Source organism: Methylotenera mobilis 13 (assembly GCF_000384255.1).
Classification (GTDB): domain Bacteria; phylum Pseudomonadota; class Gammaproteobacteria; order Burkholderiales; family Methylophilaceae; genus Methylotenera; species Methylotenera mobilis_B.
The window spans coordinates 2,609,041-2,628,096 of sequence record NZ_KB913035.1 but is presented as its reverse complement, the minus strand read 5'-3'; the positions used below and the strand labels follow the sequence as shown (position 1 = coordinate 2,628,096).

Genomic DNA, 19,056 nt, shown 5'->3' with positions numbered 1-19,056 from the left:
AGACATGAATAGTCGTATCGATATTATCTGGCAAGAAATTTTAGCTGATATTGGAACACCCGTAGCCGGCTGGCAGATTAGTGTGATTGTGATGGCGTGTGCAATTGCCTGGATGATTAATGGGGTAATACGCGCATATGTCATGCGCCATGCACCAGAGCATTGGAAAATAGGCATAGGTACATTTAACCGTTTGTTATTTCCGCTATCCATGCTTGTTATTGTTTTGATATCCAAGTGGGTTTTAGGTCATTGGCAGCATACGACGATGCTTCATCTCGCTAGTAATTTGTTATTAGCGATGGCAGCAGTTCGATTAGCTGTTTATGCGATGCGCTATATCATTGCACCAGGGGGGGTACTTAAAGCGCTTGAAAATACCCTTGCCACATTAATCTGGATGGTCCTTGCATTGCATTTAAGTGGCGTACTGCCAGAAATGTTAGAAACACTGGAGGCAGTTAAATTTACAATAGGTAAGAACTCGGTTAATTTACTGTTAGTATTGCAAGGCCTGCTCACTATATTAACGACAATTTTTGTTGCAATGTGGTTAAGTCGTTTTGTTGAAAACAAGCTCATGCAAGTTGATCAACTCAATGCTAATACTCGCGTGATGTTGTCGAAAGTGTTGAGGGTTTTTCTGCTGTTTATTGCAGTGCTTATTGCACTTTCTGCGGTTGGCTTAGATTTGACGCTCATTTCGGTATTTGGCGGTGCAATAGGTGTTGGTTTGGGTTTTGGTTTACAGCGTATTGCGAGTAACTACGTCAGTGGTTTTATCTTGCTGATGGATAAATCAATCAGCATTGGCGATATCGTGACGATTGATGTTCATTATGGGATTATTCGAGATTTGCGTACACGCTATTTGGTATTGCAAAAGCTTGATGGTACTGAAGTCATTATTCCGAATGAAACGTTGATTATTAATCCTGTGATTAACCATTCTTGTATGGATAGAAATACAAGGGTGTTGGTCACGATGCAGGTTGCTTATGAAAGTGACCTAGACTTGGTGCTGAAACTGCTTGTGAAGGCCGCAGACGACCATCCTAGAGTGTTAGTCACCCCAGAGCCTACTGCGATAGTGACGGGCTTCGCAGATAGCGGTATTGACGTTAGATTGACTGTGTGGATTCATGATGCAGAAGAGGGCACTGCAAGCTTGCAATCAGACCTGTTTATGGCGATATGGAGATTGTTTAAGGCCAATAATATATCAATCCCATATCCGCAAAGAGAAGTGCGCATATTAGGTACAGCAGTAGCTGATGTTAAGGATGAGAATAAGGATGGCTAGTGGTTAACTTATTATTACTCATAGCGTGAATAATGGATAGATAATAAAAAAGCTCACATATAGTGAGCTTTTTTATTACTGAAATAAGCAATTATTTCAATTTTGTTTCTTTGTACATTACGTGCTTACGTACGACTGGATCAAATTTTTTAATTTCTAATTTGCCTGGCATTGTACGTTTGTTTTTTGTAGTGGTATAGAAGTGACCTGTACCAGCACTTGACTCTAATTTGATTTTTTCGCGCATTTTACTTTCCTTTATTTGCTAAGTTAAGTTAGCAGCTTAAATCTTTTGGCCAGCAGCACGCATATCAGCTAAAACAGCATCAATACCGTTTTTGTCGATAGTGCGTAGCGCAGCGTTAGTAATACGCATGCTTACCCAGCGATTTTCGCTCTCAACCCAAAATTTGCGGTTTTGCAAATTAGGTAAAAAACGACGTTTTGTTTTGTTTTGTGCGTGAGAAACATTGTTACCCACCATTGGCTTTTTGCCTGTTACCTGACATACACGTGCCATGGTTATCTCCAAGAACTCTATTTTTGAGAAAGAGCGTGATTATAGTACACATTCTTTGTTTGTTTCAAGCTAAATATGTGTTTCTTTTCAGTAAATTCACATATTATTTTTTGTTAGTGTTTTCCGGTGCTACCGAAGCCACCTTCACCACGTTCTGAGCTGTCAAAATCATCGACTACATGAAACTCAGCCTGCATGACTGGCACAATCACCAATTGCGCGATTCTTTCTAGCGGGTTTAATTCAAACGCGGTGTTGCCACGATTCCAGCAGGATACCATCAGCTGCCCTTGATAGTCTGAATCAATTAGTCCAACGAGGTTTCCCAACACAATACCGTGCTTATGGCCTAGGCCGGATCGCGGTAAAATAAGTGCAGCATAGTATGTGTTGTCGATATGTATCGCCATGCCAGTAGGAATGAGGGTGGTTTCACCAGGCTGTAAAGTGATAGGTGACTCAATGCAGGCACGTAAGTCTAAACCTGCTGATCCAGGTGTGGCATAGGTTGGAAACTGACTGCGTAAGCGGTCGTCTATAATTTTTAGGTCGATGAGTATGGACATGATAGTGTATGTTTTTATTGGATTTAATTAAGTGCCTATTAAACACTAATTATGGGTAATAAAAAAGCCAGTAAATTGATTTACTGGCTATCGTTTGATTAGTTGCTCTAATTAATAATGTTAGTTGAATTTATATTTCGCGCTAAGACCTAATAAGTAGTTACGATCTGTACCTGGTTCGAAAAATCTTGAATTACCATCATTGATTCTGACGCCGCCTATGTAGTCTTTATCAAACATATTTTCAATACGTAAGTATTCATTTATGCTCCATTGACCTAGTTGTTGCTCAAAGCCTGCTCTTACGTTGAAAATGGTATAAGACGGTGCAACGTCGCTATTGATGTCATCTACATAAACTTTACTATTATGGCGGCCCTCTAACGCTGTACTGAAACCTAAAGGTATATATTTCCAGGCGATTTCACCATATAGCTGTGAACGGTATGTTCCAGGAATTCTATTGCCGGATAATATTGTTCTGCCGAGGTTATTAGTAAAGTCAGAATCAAATTTTGCATTAAGTAAGGTATATGCAGCATACAGCGAAATATTATTATCTAGTTGAGAGTCTATTGAAAACTCCATGCCTGTACGGTTAGTTTTATTAGCGTTTGTATAACTTACACGTCCTGAGATGTTATCTAAGGTAACAATTTCATCATCAGTTGTTACTTTAAACAATGTTAGCTTTGCTTGAGTGTTGTCATTTAAGAATGCTTTTGCGCCTAGTTCATAGTTTTTGCTTTCACTAGGTCTGAGTGCAAGATTTGGAGTGCTATTGGCTGCAGAGCTTGCGAATGCTGATTCAATGAAAGTTGGTGTTTCAAAACCTTTACCAAAGTTAGCATACAAGTTTAATTGTGGATTTACTTTCCAAATTGTACCGATAACAGGTGTGGTTTTTTGATATTCAACTTTACCACTATTATCACCGTTCGCACTGGTGCCTGTAATAAAATCATCTTTAACCTCAAGATTAACCTTGGTGTGTCTAGCACCAGCATGAATATCTAAATTGTTTGAGAGTGAAAGTTTGCCTTGAATGTATTGGTCAAAGTTGTACGAAATGTTTTGTTCGCGTCGATTTAGTCCAAAGTTAGTGTTATTAGGGATATTGGTGGTTCTTTTTGTACCAAAGTCGGCATTGGTATCGGTCCTGTCATCATTCATTTTCCCGTAGGTAAAGCCCATACTAATATTGTATGGACGATGGAGTATTTCTCCATTGTTATCCCAACGTAAATCTACACCCCAAAAATCGCGCGATATTTCACTTGCTCTACCATTTGCGTTGACGGGAGCTTGTGATGGTAGAGCTAGATATTGCTCATTTTCCCTCGTGCCAACATAGCTCATCAGGCTGATGCCATTATTGGTGTTAATCCGATGTTCTAGGTTGAAGCCAACTTGAGTATGACTACGATAAACACGTGTGTTTGAGTCAATCGCACCTACGCCAGCGCTCTCTGGTTTGGAGAATGCAACCTCTCGTGTGAGTCCTAATGGATCCTGAGCCTCTTGCTCAAACCAATTTACTAAGGTGGTTAATTTTGTATCATCAGTAATATTGATTTTGAATTTTGCAGTGGCTTGTTGTTTTTTGCCTGAGTTGTGATCTCGGTAACCATCCGTCTCAAAATTGGATACATTGAGCATGTATTCAATTTGCTCTGCAGTGCCAGTAGTCTCAAGAATTTGTCTTTTGGTACCGTAGCTACCAAACATCACTGTGCCACCAACTTCGTTAGTTTTTGGCGCATCTTTCGTTAACATTTGGATAACACCTCCTGAAGAGTTTCCGTAGAGTGCTGAGAAAGGGCCTCGCATAACTTCAATGCTTTTAATTGCCGATAAATCTACTACCCCAGGCTGACCTTGGCCATCAGGCATGGTCAAAGGAATGCCGTCTACATAAACACGCACGCCGCGTACGCCGAAACTTGAGCGGGAACCAAATCCGCGTGTAGAGATTTGCGGATCCTGTGCTTGATTGTTTCTGTTTTGCGCTGTAATCCCTGGTACACGAATTAAGCTTTCTGAAAGCGTCATTTGTAATTGGCCATTTTGGATGTCTTTGCTTTCCACGACATCAATGGCCACTGGTAGGTCGAAGCTATTTTGTTCTACACGAGTTGCAGTCACGACGATTGGTGCTGTGATAATTTTTTCACTGACAATTTCTTCTGCGTACACGTGTTGGTTAATACTAAAAGTGCTGATAATGGCTATTGACAGTAGTTTGATTGGGAACGGAGTGGTGTGATGCATGGTAGACCTTAACTGATTAATCTAGAGTAAGTAATTGGGTGCGATTCTAATCGCTAATTTGCATAATAGAATCATGATTTTCATGAGTTTTTTGATGTTGATAGTGCTGTTTGACCTGTATCAAACAGCACTATCATTTGGCAATATTGATATATTTGATTATTTGACTTGAAGCATGTCAGCAACATGCTTCAATATTGATCTGGCCACTTCAATTTTGGTGGCTGGTTCAAGTGGATAGTTACCATTGTTGTCTAGTAGAATGACTTTGTTGTTGTCACTGCCCATTGCATCGCTCGTCAGGTTGGCGACGATTAATGGAAGTTTTTTCTTTTGTCTTTTTGCTTCCGCGAACTCTAATAGATTTTCGGTTTCGGCAGCAAAGCCTATACAAAATGGCGGACTAGGTAAGCTGGCGACTTCTGCTAGTATATCTTTGTTGAGCTTTAGCTCCAGCGTCAGTGATTGCTCACTTTTTTTAATTTTTTGTGATTGTGAATTCGCTGGGCTGTAATCTGCAACTGCTGCGACACCAATAAATATGTCTTGGTTTGCGATGTTTTGCATTACGCTTTGATACATTGCACCTGCTGATGTTGCTGCAATGTTGCGTACCCCAGTTGGGGGCGTAAGTGCAGTAGCGCCACTGATGAGCGTGACTTCTGCACCCATTTCAAAAGCGGCCTGGGCGATGGCGTATCCCATTTTGCCTGAGCTTAAGTTTGTAATAGCGCGCACAGGGTCTATCATTTCTAATGTGGCGCCTGCCGTAATCATTATTTTTTTGCCTCTAAGTCGTTTAGGTTGGAAATACGCGTTGATTAAATAGTGTAGGTCTTCTGCCTCTAGCATGCGGCCTAAGCCAATTTCGCCGCACGCCTGTTCACCGCTGTCTGGCCCAAGTATGTGAATACCATCGCTGACTAGTTGTGCGATATTACGTTGGGTAGCAGGGTTCTCCCACATTTGTTTGTTCATCGCCGGAGCGACCAGTAAGTCACAGTCTCTCGCTAGGCATAGGGTGGAAAGTAAATCGTCAGCACGACCATGTACGAGTTTTGCAATGAAGTCTGCGCTCGCTGGTGCAATAACGATGGCATCTGCAGCGCGGCTTAATTCGATGTGTGGCATACCATTAGGGATTGATGCATCCCACATGTCTGTGAATACTGGTTTACCTGATAGGGCTTGCATCGTGACGGTGGAAATAAACTGGCAAGCAGCTTGCGTCATGACGACTTGCACATCAATATTATTTTTTACGAATAGGCGTACGAGTTCTGCTGCTTTGTAGGCTGCGATTCCCCCAGTGACTCCTAATACAATTGATTTTTTATTTTGCATAATGCTTGTCATTGATGTAAGTCTTTCATTCTAATACGAACATTGTTTTGTATAAAATATTCTTTATGCATCATTGAAACGAAAGAAAATGTTTTATAGTAGATATCATATAAAACCAATAACATTCATGCGGCGTATACACAATGTGGCGTAAATTCAGAATTATCATCCTGCTGCTAATTTTAGCAACGGTTATACAAGAAGTTTGGTTGGATAAAGCTGATTTAGCTTGGAAGCATAATCTTTACGTTGCAGTTTATCCAATCAATGCCGATGGTAGCGATGAAGTTAGTGCTTACTTGCGAACCCTCAGTCGTGATGATTTTGAGCCGATGGCGGAGTACTTTGCAGAAGAAGCTACGTCATACCAATTAGGTTTACGGCGACCAATAGAAGTGCAACTAGGTGATATTGTCGATGAGTTACCACCAGAGCCTCCTAAAAATGGCAGCATATTAAGTACTATGCTGTGGAGCTTAAAATTTCGGTTGTTTGCATGGCAACATAGTCCAAAGGTAAATGTACGGCCAGATATACGATTGTATTTACTTTATCACGACCCTGAAAATAACCGAGTATTAGGACATTCAACAGCCCTTAATAAAGGGCGAATCGGGCGTGTAAATTTGTTTGGTAGCTCCGCCTATGCAAAAAAGAACTTGGTAGTCACCGCACATGAGTTGTTACATACTTTAAATGCCACTGATAAGTATGATTTGCAGAGTACTTTACCTATTTATCCTCATGGGTATGCTGAGCCAGATAAAATACCGCTATACCCACAAAATTTTGCTGAGCTAATGGGCGGCCGCATTCCTATCAATGATAACGATGCTGAAATCCCTAAAGGTTTAAGGCATACAATGATTGGTGCAATGACTGCACGTGAAATAGGATGGTTGCGCTAGTGGCTAGCAGTTGTCGCTTCGAGTGTTGATCATATCAGTGTAATGAATTTAGTCGGTTAAAATCCGTGAACAATAAGAGGTGTTAAGTGGCAATTACAGACTGGCCTGCTAGTGAGCGACCTAGAGAAAAGCTAATAGAGATGGGTGCTGATGCTTTATCTGATGCTGAGTTATTGGCAATTTTTTTACGCGTCGGTGTGGTCGGTAAAAGCGCAGTAGATTTGGCGCGCGACTTACTCAGTCAGTTTGGTAGTCTTAATGGTATTTTTGCAGCAACTGAGCGTGAACTCAGTCAGGTGCATGGTATTGGCACTAGTAAATATGTGCAGCTGCAAGCAATTTTTGAAATGAGTCGTCGAGCTTTAAATGAGCAGTTACAAGCGAGAGATGTGTTTCAGTCGCCACAACAGGTACGCAACTATTTAGTGCTTAAGCTGGGAGCGCTTACACGAGAAGTTTTTATGGTGTTGTTTTTAGATGCACAAAATCGTTTACATGCTGCTGAGGAGCTATTTAATGGCACGCTTACCCAAACGAGTGTTTATCCTCGAGAAGTGGTGAAGCGAGCGATTCATCATAATGCTGCGAGTGTTATTTTTGCACACAACCATCCTTCTGGAGTTGCACAACAGAGCGCAGCAGATGAGCTAATCACGCAACAATTGAAACAAGCTTTGGCACTGATAGATGTGCGTGTATTAGATCATTTTATTGTGGCAGGCAATCAAACTCTTTCGTTTGCTGAGCGTGGTTTGTTGTAATTAAAATGCTAAAGATTAATGATTGGAAGAGTGTATGTTAATTGATAATGCGCACTGGTTAAATTTAGCAGTTGCCTTAGGCATCGGGTTGCTAATTGGGGCCGAGCGTGAGCGTAGCAAGGCGGATGGGGGTGATAGAACAATTGCAGGGGTGCGCACTTTTACGATAGCTTCTTTACTTGGCGCAGTGAGCACTTCAGTCAATTTTTGGTTGCTTGTCGTTTCAATTATCTGCGTCACTGTTTTTGTAGCAACAGCCTATTTTACTAGAAGAGATGAAGATCCTGGATTAACCACAGAGATTAGCCTAGTGTTTACTGTTATTTTGGGCGGGCTAGCCATGACTACGGCATCGATGGCGGCTAGTTTGGCTGTTGCCGCTGCGATATTGCTTGCTGCAAAAGAGCCCATACACGGCTTTGTTCGAGGGGTGGTCACTAAAGATGAGATGATAGATTTCTTGATTCTAGCTGCTGCAACTTTGATTGTTTTACCATTAGTGCCTAATGCTTTAGTAGGCCCTTTTGATGCGATTAATCCTCGTAACTTGTGGTTAATTGTAATATTAGTGATGTTTATTGGCGCGCTGGGTCATTTAGCGTTGCGTTTATTAGGTAGCCGTACGGGTTTGCCTCTAGTAGGCTTGGTATCAGGCTTTATTTCCAGTATTGCGACGATAGGCGCGATGGGAGCTCGCGTCCGAAAAACGCCAGATCTAATAGGTACGGCAGTTGCAGGAGCTACGCTGTCAAGTCTGTCCACAGTGCTTCAGTTAGTGATGCTGTTGGCGGCTATCCACCCACCTACTTTGCACGCATTAAAAGTGCCTTTATTATTTGGAGGGCTGACTATCGCGCTATATGGCCTTGTGATTACTTTAAATTCATTTAATCATCAAAGCCAAGAGTTGAGTAAGCCTAGTCGGTCTTTTAGTGTTAAAACTGCACTGACACTGGCGTTAGTCATCGCTGTTGTGCTGATTGCGTCAGCAGCGCTTAAGGCATGGTTTGGTCAGGCTGGCTTAGTTGTGGCATCTGCTGTAGCAGGTTTAGCCGATGTGCATGCTTCTACTATTTCAGCGGCTTCTTTAGCGGCAAGTAATAAAATTACGGCCGCAAATGCTACCGTGCCAATATTAGTAGCATTTTCAGCGAACGCCATCTCTAAAGTAATTACAGCCGCAGTCACCGGTGGAAAAGTTTTTTTCCAACAGGTGACACTTGGCTTGGTGTTGCAGGTGTCGGCTATCTGGCTTGGTTGGTGGTTATTCTAATAGCGTTATGATTAACCCAGCACGGTAAATGCATCAGCAACACTTTAGAGGTAAATATTGTTAACTTTTAGATAAGTTAACAACGCAAAAATCGTTAGTATTGATGTTAATAAAATTCATTGAAAACAATTAGTTCCAATATTATTTTGGCGATGGTTAGCTTCAGTGCTTTATACTACCAATCGCCTCCGAAATTTAAATCAAAACGTTTAACCACATAATCATGAATCAACATATAAAAACAGTTCTTTGGGCAGCCGTTGCGTTGCTAGGCGCATTTGCAGTTGCTGGAATCGCATTGAATCGCGGAGAAAGTATTAATGCACTATGGCTGATTACTGCAGCCGTCTGTATTTATGCAATTGCCTATCGTTTTTATGCCGCTTGGATTGCTGCAAAAGTGTTAGTGATAGACGAAACTCGTGCGACACCAGCAGAACGACTGGATAATGGCCGAGATTTTGTACCAACGAATAAATGGGTGGTGTTTGGTCATCACTTTGCAGCAATTGCAGGCCCTGGTCCTTTGATTGGGCCAACCCTCGCTGCACAGTTTGGCTATTTGCCTGGCACATTATGGATTTTAATTGGCGCAGTATTGGGTGGTGCAGTACAAGACATGGTCACGCTGTTTTTCTCTACACGCCGAAATGGGCGTAGCTTGGGCCAAATGGCACGCGATGAAATAGGCTTGATAGGCGGTAGCGCGGCACTCATCGGTACGTTTTTAATTATGATTATCTTAATCGCGGTGCTTGGTTTAGTCGTGGTTAATGCCATGAAACATAGCCCGTGGGCAACTTCAACAGTGGCGGCAACCATTCCGATTGCGATGATTGTCGGGATTTATATGCGCAATATTCGCCCGGGTAGAGTGTTAGAGGCTTCTATTATCGGTGTGGTTTTATTGTTGCTTTCGGTAGGTTTAGGTGGCTGGGTTGATCATCACGAAACCTTACGTCCATTATTTGATCATGATGGATTACCACTAGCTTATGCCATCATTGTGTATGGATTTGCTGCGGCCGTGCTACCAGTGTGGCTTTTACTAGCACCGCGTGATTATCTTTCTACCTTTATGAAGCTAGGCACCATCCTGTTGTTAGCCATTGCAATTGTCATCCTGCGCCCAGAGATTCATATGCCCGCAGTGACACAGTTTGTAGATGGTACTGGCCCTATTTTTGGGGGTAAGTTGTTTCCATTCGTTTTTATTACGATTGCTTGTGGCGCTATTTCAGGTTTTCATGCATTAATCGCATCGGGGACTACGCCAAAGCTGCTCGGCAATGAGCGCGATATTCGTATGATTGGCTACGGCGGCATGCTATTAGAAAGCTTTGTTGCCATTATGGCGATGATTGCTGCCACCGTATTAGATCCGGGCGTATTTTTTGCGATTAATAGTCCGGCTGGAGTCGTTGGTAAAGAGGCAATAGATGCTGTTGCCAAAATTAACAGCTGGGGGTTTGCTGTTACCGTAGAGCAAATGCAGCAACTGGCAAGTGATATGGGCGAATCAACCTTGTTCTCCCGCACTGGTGGGGCACCAAGCTTAGCTGTAGGCATGGCGAGTATTTTTGGTAGCGCTTTCGGCAAAGAACTGTTAGCACTTTGGTACCATTTTGCCATTATGTTTGAGGCAATATTTATACTAACCACACTAGATGCAGGTACGCGTGTTGGCCGCTTTATGTTGCAAGATTTATTAGGCAACTTTAATAAAAAACTCGGCGAAACCTCATATACACCTTCTGTGATTTTAACGAGCAGTATTGTAGTAGCGGGGTGGGGCTACTTCCTTTACATAGGCGTGATAGATCCAAATGGTGGTGTGAATATTTTATGGCCATTGTTTGGAATTGCGAACCAAATGCTCGCAGCAATTGCCTTATGTGTAGCGACAGGCATTTTGGTGAAATCTGGAAAGTTAAAATATGCATGGGTAACAGGTTTACCTCTAGTTTGGCTAGTGACGATTACCACCTCAGCTGCCTATGAAAAGATTTTTAGTACAGATGTGCGTGTGGGCTTCTTTGCATCAGCAAATGATATGTCCTCCAAACTAGCGGCAGGATTGCTCCCAGCCGATAAAGCTTCCGTTGCCCCGCAGTTAATATTTAATCAGCATTTAGATGCCTATTTAACCTTGTTTTTTATTGTTGTACTTTGGGTGGTGATACTGGATATGCTTCGATTATGTCTACGTTATTTAAGTGGTAAGCCAGTTTTGCAACTATCAGAGGTACCGCACGAGCCAAGCCGCCTTGTAGAAAACTGGGTACGAGATTAGAAAGATAACAATGTTCAATATGTTCAAAAAGTTATGGTGTTTTGTTCGGCACGTTTCAGGTGATGATGCTTATGAGCAATACTTAAAACATCATGCCGAATTTCACCAAGCGACGGTAGACGCGCCACCAGCACTATCGCGCAAAGAGTTTTTTAAGCTATGGCAAGACAGTAAATGGAAAGGTATTAACCGATGCTGTTAAATCCGGTGACTGCTGAGCCATTAGATGAAGCCCAGATTTCTCGCGTAATAGAAATGGCGTGGGAAGATCGTACCCCATTTGAAGCAATAGAGTTCCAATTTGGCCTTAATCAAGATGGTGTAATTAAGTTGATGCGTGCAAGTTTGAAGCACAGCTCATTCAAGTTATGGCGCGAGCGTACTCATGGTCAAGCCACTAAGCATGTCAAACTTAGATCCAACGCAGTCACTAGACATAAGGCTAATCATCGCGTAAAACAGTTTTAAAAAGTTAACCCAGCTCTTGGCGATGTAAGTCCGTACTTACTGTGTACGTCTGCGCTCCTCGTATACCTCTGCCATTGTCACTCTGCGTTCTGGCCCTGCATATTCCACATACTCGTCATAACTTAATTCAGTCACTTCAAAGTCAGACTTCGAATGGCTGTTGTGGGTGGTGATGAAGCCGGGGTTTACAGGAGGCGTGTTAGCCGTTTGATGTTTTCTAAAAAACACATTCTTTAGAAATTTCTTAATCATGGGGCTCCTTACGTTTACAGATAGATAACCCATAAAATAATATGCCTAATGACGCAATTCGCCAAGTTAACAATTGTTAACTGAGTCAGTGATTGTAACTGCATAAGTTTGGAATTGAGAGGAACATTGGCGTAGTTAGTATTACATGTGGCCAATGAGGTGGACCAACGATAGATAGCTCACTTTATGGAGTTATCTATCGTTAAAGTCTAGAGAGGGTTAAAACGCGCGCTTTTTATTGCAAAACACAAACATCACTACGCCAACTAAAATCATCGGCAAGCTTAGCCACTGCCCCATACTTAAGCCCATGGATAGTAAACCTAAGTAGTCATCTGGCTCACGGGTGTATTCTACGATAAACCTAAAGCTACCATAACCGATTAAGAAAAGTGCTGAAATCGTACCCGTTGCCCTTGGCTTCGCGGAATATATCCAAAGAATTAAGAACAGCAAAACACCTTCAAGTGCAAACTCATAAAGTTGGGAAGGGTGGCGTAATGCGTCGTCAACTTTAGGAAAAACCATCCCAAATTGACTATTAGTGACTCTGCCCCATAACTCGGCATTGATAAAATTGCCCATACGGCCAGCGCCTAAACCAATTGGCACTAATGGGGCAACAAAATCCATAGTTTTTAGCCAGTTTTGAGGATACTTTCTACCAAAAAGCCACATGGCAACTAGCACACCTAAGAATCCACCATGAAAGCTCATGCCACCTTGCCATACTGCAAGAATCTCTGTTGGATGCTCAATAAAGTAGCTTAATTGATAAAACAGCACATAACCGATACGTCCGCCAAGAATCACACCTAAAGCACCAAAAAATAGTGCGTCATCAAGCATTTGGTTTGTCCAACCATGCCATTTTCTGTGGTTAATTTGATATTTACCTAAGGCCAAAAATGCCAAAAATCCAAGCAAATACATTAGGCCATACCAATGGATGCCAAAAGATCCAAGGTGAATAGCAATAGGGTCAAACTGCGGGTGAACAAACATGTGAACTAACATCAATTGAATAGAAGTGTGATTTTACCTAAGTTTTGATACTTCACAACGACTTAGTTGCGCTTAGCTAACTTGGATAGTTTATTAAAACACTAGACCAAGGCAGTAGTCGATAACTATCTATAAAGCTTAATTGATGATTTCATCTGAATAATAGTAATTAGATGAACGCGTATATTAATGAGCAACTGATTTTGAGAACAAATTAATGACCACTACGCCAGCTACAATAAGCAATAAACCAACGATTGCAGCAAAATCTAGCGGTTGCTTAAAATATAACCATGAGATAAGCGCGATTAACGCAACGCCCACACCAGACCAAATGGCATAGGCAATCCCAATAGGAATGACATTTAGCGTTAATGATAAAAAATAAAAAGCAGACGCATAACCTGACACCACAATAATAGAGGGCCATAAGCGCGTAAATCCTGCAGACGATTTTAATGCGGAAGTCGCGATGACTTCGCTAATGATGGCAATAACAAGAAAAATCCATTTTTGCATAGGTGCCATTTCAGTGATCAATATTGGAATGTTAACTTAGATATTCTTATTTAGCCCAAGCCTTATAAGGATGTTGCGTCAGATTAGCATTGTAATAGCGTGGGTCGTCAGTCACTTCCTTACCAATCCAGCTAGGTTGCTCAAATAACTGATCCTCACTCTGCAACTCAATTTCAGCGACTACTAACCCCATATTGTCACCCTCAAATTCGTCTACTTCCCATTTAAAGCCTTTGTAGTGAAATATATGTCTTATTTTCTGGATGATTGGTCTTTCGCATAAGTCCAACAGATTTTCTGCATCAGCTATTGGGATTTCATATTCAAACTCAGTTCGTGTAGCACCATTTGTTGCACCCTTAATAGTAAGAAAGCCGCGGTTGTCTGCAATTCTAACTCTGACAGTTCGATTCTTATCTCGATTTAAATAACCTTGGCTAAATTTAACGCCAGCGGCAAGTTGCCACTCGTTTCCAATCACTAAGAATTTTCTTTCAATTTCTAAAGCCATAGATTTACATGTACCTAACGTTTTGAGTTGGCGGAACTTAGCCAGTTACCGCTTGAGTAATGAATTATGTTCGAATGGTTACTCTTCCCACTGTGGGTTCCATACAATCTCCCAAAGATGACCATCTGGGTCTTGAAAATATCCAGAATACCCGCCCCAGAATGTATCATGAGCAGGTTTAACAATCATAGCACCGGCTGATTTTGCTTGCTGTATGACTGCATCAACCTCTACTTTTGAACCAACATTGTGCCCTAGCGTCATTTCAGTTGAGCTTGCTAGCCCAATTGGCAGGCCTGAGTCATGTGAGATGCTTTTTCTTGGCCAAAGGGCTAGGCGTAATCCACCTTGGAGTTGAATAAAAACAACTGCACCATACTTAAACTCTTTACCAATGATACCTTCTGTTGGAAATCCAAGCCCATCTCGATAAAAACGCAAGGACTCCTCGAGGTCGTTAACACCAATAGTAATGACGGTAATGCTAGGTTTCATTGCAGACTACTTTCTTAGATAGGCACGTATAAATCAGGCTTGGCCATTTTTTGCAACGATGTTAGTGGGAATGTTGTCAATGCTTGACTGATTCTTATCTTCCCAATACTGCATCAGCCCGTGCTCACCTTTTTTCTTCGCCCAATCCGAAAGCAACGCTCTATCTTCTATATAGTCGTATTGCGGCACAGCCATTCCGCAAGAAGTTTGCACTAACTCGATTGATAGATCAAATATTTGGCGCGCACCTGGCAAGGGGTTAAAGTAAGAAAAAAGATCTTTCCAGTCATCGTCTTTTTTGTGGATAACCCTAGCCGTTCCGTACAGCCTAAGAATAAGGGGTGGGCCATCAAATGCGCAAAACATAATAGTCATACGTGGGTTTAGCTGAACGTGAGCAGATGTTTCATTTCCGCTCCCCGTTACGTTCAGCCAAATCACCCGATGATTGTTTAACACCCGAAACGAATCCATTCCTTTGGGAGAAACATTAACTCGACTATCCGTCGTCGCCGTGCCCACGAAAAATATTTTCTGCGCCACAATAAATTCAATCAACCGTTCAGAGAGTGCTTCGTATTGCTTGCCCATGACGCTCCTTGGTTCCTATGGCTATCCGTAAATTAAATGTTGTCTTTGCCCGTCTCGCTTGAATGAGGTGCTAGGCTTTTTAATAATCATAATCAATAGCTGGGATTCGTGTTAGAAAAAACAGAATTATGGTAACGATTACCACCGCAATCGCTGCTTTAGGGATTAAAGAAAATTCAAATACAGCTATGCATGCTGGCCACCAATTTTGATAACCTTCTATTGGAAAAGGAGCCCAAAAAATACTAAAAGCCAAGCTACGAATTAATTGTTTAGGCCATTGATTGGGCATTTTCGAAGTAAATTTATATATTGGAATAAAAGTAACAAGAAAAACCACTATCAATAACACGGAAAAAAAGACTATTAGCGGTGTAAAGTCTGAAGCATATGCCGGTAAAGTAAACGTTATGTATAGAGCAACCAACAGAAGCTTAATTAGAGTTTTCATTTGTTGCCTAACGTTTTAATTAAGATACCGTCTTACCTGTCAAGCATTCTTAACAGCATAATTAGCATCAAAGGGTTTGCCTGACTTCAGCACCCCATAAATAATATGCAGTAACTTACGCATTACCGCGCCAATAATCAGCATATTCGATTTACCTGCTTTCTTCAATCGTTGCGCAAACGCTTTAATGGTTGGGTTATAACGTCTTGCCACAACCGCAGGCATATACAACGCCTTTCTGATGGTGGCGTTGCCTTTCTTGGATAAGCGTGACTTACCTCTCACCGAACTGCCAGACTGATGTACGGTAGGATTCAAACCCACAAATGCAGCCAATGCCTTCGCATCATTAAAGCGATGTACATCTCCCACAAAAGCCAATAAGCGCGAAATGGTCGCGATTCCGATGCCTGGAATGCTGTCCAACAGATTAGATTGATCCTTCAAATCAGGATGCCGGTCGATATGGTCGCGAATCATGCGTTCAACAGCCTTAATCTCAACTTTAATTGTAGCTAACACCGCCTTGATGGAAGGCTGAATCACAGGCGCAGCGGTACCGAAACGATTCTGTTCCTGACGTTCCATTTGTAGCAAAGCTGAAAGTCGCTGTACCAAAGCTTGTAATTCACGTACATGCATAGGTGGCGGCATCCAAGCCGTTGGGTGCATACTGGCACAGAATTGTGCAATGAGTTTTGCATCGGCTTTATCTGTTTTGGCACGATTTAACTGCGCACCACTAAAGCTCTTAATCTGCGCAGGATTCACCACGCTGACTTCAAAGCCTTGGTCATACAAATAAGTGGCCAATTCGTCACCGTAAGTGCCTGTGGCTTCCATACAGGCTTGCAGATGTGTGATGTCTTGCTTAACTAACCAGAGTGATAAGGCTTTAAAACCAACAAGGTTGTTCTCAAATACCCGTGACTTCTTCACTTTGCCATATACAAGCAATGCCACATCAAACTTCGCTTTGGAAATATCAATGCCGAGTATCGGCAATTCAATGAAGGCCATGATTGAGCTCCTTACCAACAAGTGAAATAAACACCCTAAGCGAACAACACATCCCAATTCAGATCAACCTTGTGCATGCAGGATCATGACGTTATGTCAGTCCTAAGATACCGTCCGATCTTGATGAATGTAGGTTGGGAGAAGGCCACTAATCTTAATTACTGGCTCTAAGGCCTTGGGGCGCGCTCAGCATCCCTTCTCCCGGCTCTTCGCGTCAGAGCAATTTAACTCATTTCTGAGTTGTTGGTAAGATACAAGGGGCGCCGTTAGGCGTCCCGCTTGAATGGTGGGTTAGGCAAGATGTACATTACATTTTTACTACAATAGTAGATGCCATGAAGTCACCTAGCCTACGGTGTGAGCCAAAAAAGATAAACACCCAATCAAAAATACCAAGCGGAAAGGTAATATTTCTTAAAAGTGACTGAACTAATGAACATGGTTGCATTGTTTCTTTATTAACGACCTTTATTTTCAAGAGTTTTTTTCCGATGCTTTGACCATTCGGTAGTGCGTCTGAAAAGAGAAAATAAGCTAGAGCAATTATTACTGCTACAAGAAAAGAAGCATCTTTACCGATGATTGTATGTAATAGGTAAAAAGCAATAATACCCAATATATAGGCGATTAAACCATCAATAAATTGACCTTGAAATCGCTTACCTGGGTGAGCTAATTTTATTGTTGTGCTTTGCAAATCCAATTATTACTCCTTTTGCCTAACGTTTGAATTAAGATACCGTCTTACCTGTCAAGCATTCTTAACAGCATAATTAGCATCAAAGGGTTTGCCTGACTTCAGCACCCCATAAATAATATGCAGTAACTTACGCATTACCGCGCCAATAATCAGCATATTCGATTTACCTGCTTTCTTCAATCGTTGCGCAAACGCTTTAATGGTTGGGTTATAACGTCTTGCCACAACCGCAGGCATATACAACGCCTTTCTGATGGTGGCGTTGCCTTTCTTGGATAAGCGTGACTTACCTCTCACCGAACTGCCAGACTGATGTACGGTAGGATTCAAACCCACAAATGCAGCCAATGCCTTCGCATCATTAAAGCGATGTACATCTCCCACAAAAGCCAATAAGCGCGAAATGGTCGCGATTCCGATGCCTGGAATGCTGTCCAACAGATTAGATTGATCCTTCAAATCAGGATGCCGGTCGATATGGTCGCGAATCATGCGTTCAACAGCCTTAATCTCAACTTTAATTGTAGCTAACACCGCCTTGATGGAAGGCTGAATCACAGGCGCAGCGGTACCGAAACGATTCTGTTCCTGACGTTCCATTTGTAGCAAAGCTGAAAGTCGCTGTACCAAAGCTTGTAATTCACGTACATGCATAGGTGGCGGCATCCAAGCCGTTGGGTGCATACTGGCACAGAATTGTGCAATGAGTTTTGCATCGGCTTTATCTGTTTTGGCACGATTTAACTGCGCACCACTAAAGCTCTTAATCTGCGCAGGATTCACCACGCTGACTTCAAAGCCTTGGTCATACAAATAAGTGGCCAATTCGTCACCGTAAGTGCCTGTGGCTTCCATACAGGCTTGCAGATGTGTGATGTCTTGCTTAACTAACCAGAGTGATAAGGCTTTAAAACCAACAAGGTTGTTCTCAAATACCCGTGACTTCTTCACTTTGCCATATACAAGCAATGCCACATCAAACTTCGCTTTGGAAATATCAATGCCGAGTATCGGCAATTCAATGAAGGCCATGATTGAGCTCCTTACCAACAAGTGAAATAAACACCCTAAGCGAACAACACATCCCAATTCAGATCAACCTTGTGCATGCAGGATCATGACGTTATGTCAGTCCTAAGATACCGTCCGATCTTGATGAATGTAGGTTGGGAGAAGGCCACTAATCTTAATTACTGGCTCTAAGGCCTTGGGGCGCGCTCAGCATCCCTTCTCCCGGCTCTTCGCGTCAGAGCAATTTAACTCATTTCTGAGTTGTTGGTAAGATACAAGGGGCGCCGTTAGGCGTCCCGCTTGAATGAGGGGTTAGAGCTTACCATTTGTTACCCCAATACTTTGAAAGTTGTTTAACAACATTTGGGTTAATACTATTATTCCAGACTCCATTAAGCAGTAGCCTGAAATCGGGCCGTTGTCTTGCAAGTTCCTCAATTCTTCCGACGTATGTCTCACCATGCTCAACTAGTAAATCCTCAAGTGGCCCAGCTGCTAATACTTGAAAGTGATGATTTGATATGTCTGCGGGGATTATTTCTAGAATTTCAAGAATAGCCTCAAGGCATAAGTTTGGATTTTCTCTTGGAATATCAAAATCAAGGTCGAAGCCATCAAGCCCTGCATCGGGATCTGGCTGCGACCATTTTGCTATCCATGCGGATGCAACTTCCTGCGCTGATTTATTCATAAGCTCTAACGTAAAGTAGGCATCCTATTTGACGTTTTTAAATACGTCATAAGTGAGTGCCAATTAATTTTTATAAATAAAGTATATAATAAAATCATGGTAT

The 19,056-nt window shown here is 42.1% G+C and carries 23 protein-coding genes; 7 read left to right on the top strand and 16 right to left on the bottom strand.

Annotated elements, in window-relative coordinates:
• Positions 1-4 precede the first annotated feature (4 nt).
• A complete protein-coding gene (locus tag A391_RS0112550) occupies positions 5-1,303 on the top strand; it encodes a mechanosensitive ion channel family protein (protein WP_019899729.1) in 1,299 nt (432 codons plus the stop codon).
• A 91-nt stretch (positions 1,304-1,394) separates the two neighbouring features.
• On the opposite strand, the gene rpmG is transcribed toward A391_RS0112550, so the two are convergent.
• The 5 genes from rpmG to coaBC form a co-directional block, all read right to left on the bottom strand.
• A complete protein-coding gene (gene rpmG, locus A391_RS0112545; RefSeq protein WP_015831324.1) occupies positions 1,395-1,550 on the bottom strand; it encodes a 50S ribosomal protein L33 in 156 nt (51 codons plus the stop codon).
• Between the two features lie 36 nt (positions 1,551-1,586).
• Positions 1,587-1,823, bottom strand: coding sequence for a 50S ribosomal protein L28 (rpmB, locus tag A391_RS0112540; protein WP_019899727.1), 237 nt, complete (start codon positions 1,821-1,823; stop codon positions 1,587-1,589).
• A 113-nt stretch (positions 1,824-1,936) separates the two neighbouring features.
• Positions 1,937-2,389: a dUTP diphosphatase gene (gene dut, locus A391_RS0112535; RefSeq protein WP_019899726.1), complete on the bottom strand. Its 453-nt coding sequence runs from the start codon at positions 2,387-2,389 to the stop codon at positions 1,937-1,939.
• Positions 2,390-2,509: 120 nt separating this feature from the next.
• Positions 2,510-4,660: a TonB-dependent receptor family protein gene (locus A391_RS0112530; RefSeq protein WP_019899725.1), complete on the bottom strand. Its 2,151-nt coding sequence runs from the start codon at positions 4,658-4,660 to the stop codon at positions 2,510-2,512.
• 159 nt (positions 4,661-4,819) lie between these two features.
• Positions 4,820-6,004, bottom strand: coding sequence for a bifunctional phosphopantothenoylcysteine decarboxylase/phosphopantothenate--cysteine ligase CoaBC (gene coaBC / locus A391_RS0112520; RefSeq protein WP_157261363.1), 1,185 nt, complete (start codon positions 6,002-6,004; stop codon positions 4,820-4,822).
• A gap of 143 nt (positions 6,005-6,147) precedes the next feature.
• On the opposite strand from coaBC, the gene A391_RS0112515 reads away from it, so the two are divergent.
• The 6 genes from A391_RS0112515 to A391_RS0112490 all read left to right on the top strand — a co-directional run bounded on the left by A391_RS0112515 (position 6,148) and on the right by A391_RS0112490 (position 11,707).
• A complete protein-coding gene (locus A391_RS0112515) occupies positions 6,148-6,912 on the top strand; it encodes a hypothetical protein (protein ID WP_019899720.1) in 765 nt (254 codons plus the stop codon).
• Positions 6,913-6,998: 86 nt separating this feature from the next.
• Positions 6,999-7,673 (top strand): RadC family protein, encoded by a 675-nt coding sequence (gene radC, locus A391_RS0112510; protein WP_019899719.1) that lies wholly within the window; start codon positions 6,999-7,001, stop codon positions 7,671-7,673.
• Positions 7,674-7,707: 34 nt separating this feature from the next.
• On the top strand, positions 7,708-8,946 hold the full coding sequence (locus A391_RS0112505) for an MgtC/SapB family protein (RefSeq protein ID WP_019899717.1): 1,239 nt from the start codon (positions 7,708-7,710) through the stop codon (positions 8,944-8,946).
• Between the two features lie 223 nt (positions 8,947-9,169).
• The gene (locus tag A391_RS0112500) at positions 9,170-11,239 is read left to right on the top strand and encodes a carbon starvation CstA family protein (RefSeq protein WP_019899716.1); all 2,070 of its coding nucleotides are present in this window, start codon (positions 9,170-9,172) and stop codon (positions 11,237-11,239) included.
• Between the two features lie 19 nt (positions 11,240-11,258).
• Entirely contained in the window at positions 11,259-11,441 is a 183-nt protein-coding gene (locus A391_RS0112495; protein ID WP_371135077.1) for a CstA-like transporter-associated (seleno)protein, read from the top strand.
• Entirely contained in the window at positions 11,432-11,707 is a 276-nt protein-coding gene (locus tag A391_RS0112490) for a TIGR03643 family protein (RefSeq protein ID WP_019899714.1), read from the top strand. Before A391_RS0112495 ends, A391_RS0112490 begins: the two co-directional genes overlap by 10 nt.
• Before the next feature lie 36 nt (positions 11,708-11,743).
• Here A391_RS0112490 and A391_RS0112485 read toward each other — a convergent pair whose 3' ends face one another.
• The 11 genes from A391_RS0112485 to A391_RS14210 form a co-directional block, all read right to left on the bottom strand.
• Positions 11,744-11,959 (bottom strand): hypothetical protein, encoded by a 216-nt coding sequence (locus A391_RS0112485; RefSeq protein ID WP_157261362.1) that lies wholly within the window; start codon positions 11,957-11,959, stop codon positions 11,744-11,746.
• A 219-nt stretch (positions 11,960-12,178) separates the two neighbouring features.
• Positions 12,179-12,964 carry a prolipoprotein diacylglyceryl transferase gene (gene lgt / locus A391_RS0112480; protein ID WP_029144178.1) on the bottom strand — a complete coding sequence of 262 codons (786 nt, stop codon included), beginning with the start codon at positions 12,962-12,964 and terminating at the stop codon, positions 12,179-12,181.
• A 186-nt stretch (positions 12,965-13,150) separates the two neighbouring features.
• Positions 13,151-13,483, bottom strand: a complete 333-nt coding sequence (locus tag A391_RS0112475; RefSeq protein WP_029144177.1) for a DMT family transporter — start codon at positions 13,481-13,483, stop codon at positions 13,151-13,153.
• Between the two features lie 46 nt (positions 13,484-13,529).
• Positions 13,530-13,994: a CYTH domain-containing protein gene (locus tag A391_RS0112470; RefSeq protein WP_019899710.1), complete on the bottom strand. Its 465-nt coding sequence runs from the start codon at positions 13,992-13,994 to the stop codon at positions 13,530-13,532.
• A 78-nt stretch (positions 13,995-14,072) separates the two neighbouring features.
• On the bottom strand, positions 14,073-14,489 hold the full coding sequence (locus A391_RS0112465) for a VOC family protein (RefSeq protein WP_019899709.1): 417 nt from the start codon (positions 14,487-14,489) through the stop codon (positions 14,073-14,075).
• Positions 14,490-14,522: 33 nt separating this feature from the next.
• The gene (locus A391_RS0112460) at positions 14,523-15,080 is read right to left on the bottom strand and encodes a pyridoxamine 5'-phosphate oxidase family protein (protein ID WP_019899708.1); all 558 of its coding nucleotides are present in this window, start codon (positions 15,078-15,080) and stop codon (positions 14,523-14,525) included.
• A gap of 79 nt (positions 15,081-15,159) precedes the next feature.
• Positions 15,160-15,531 carry a hypothetical protein gene (locus A391_RS0112455; RefSeq protein ID WP_019899705.1) on the bottom strand — a complete coding sequence of 124 codons (372 nt, stop codon included), beginning with the start codon at positions 15,529-15,531 and terminating at the stop codon, positions 15,160-15,162.
• Positions 15,532-15,570: 39 nt separating this feature from the next.
• The gene (locus tag A391_RS0112450) at positions 15,571-16,551 is read right to left on the bottom strand and encodes an IS110 family transposase (protein ID WP_019898097.1); all 981 of its coding nucleotides are present in this window, start codon (positions 16,549-16,551) and stop codon (positions 15,571-15,573) included.
• Between the two features lie 307 nt (positions 16,552-16,858).
• The gene (locus A391_RS0112445) at positions 16,859-17,254 is read right to left on the bottom strand and encodes an RDD family protein (protein WP_019899703.1); all 396 of its coding nucleotides are present in this window, start codon (positions 17,252-17,254) and stop codon (positions 16,859-16,861) included.
• Between the two features lie 48 nt (positions 17,255-17,302).
• Complete coding sequence (locus tag A391_RS0112440) at positions 17,303-18,283, bottom strand: IS110 family transposase (RefSeq protein ID WP_019898097.1); 981 nt, start codon at positions 18,281-18,283, stop codon at positions 17,303-17,305.
• A 298-nt stretch (positions 18,284-18,581) separates the two neighbouring features.
• The gene (locus tag A391_RS14210) at positions 18,582-18,953 is read right to left on the bottom strand and encodes a DUF6869 domain-containing protein (protein ID WP_019899702.1); all 372 of its coding nucleotides are present in this window, start codon (positions 18,951-18,953) and stop codon (positions 18,582-18,584) included.
• Between the last annotated feature and the right edge of the window lie 103 nt (positions 18,954-19,056).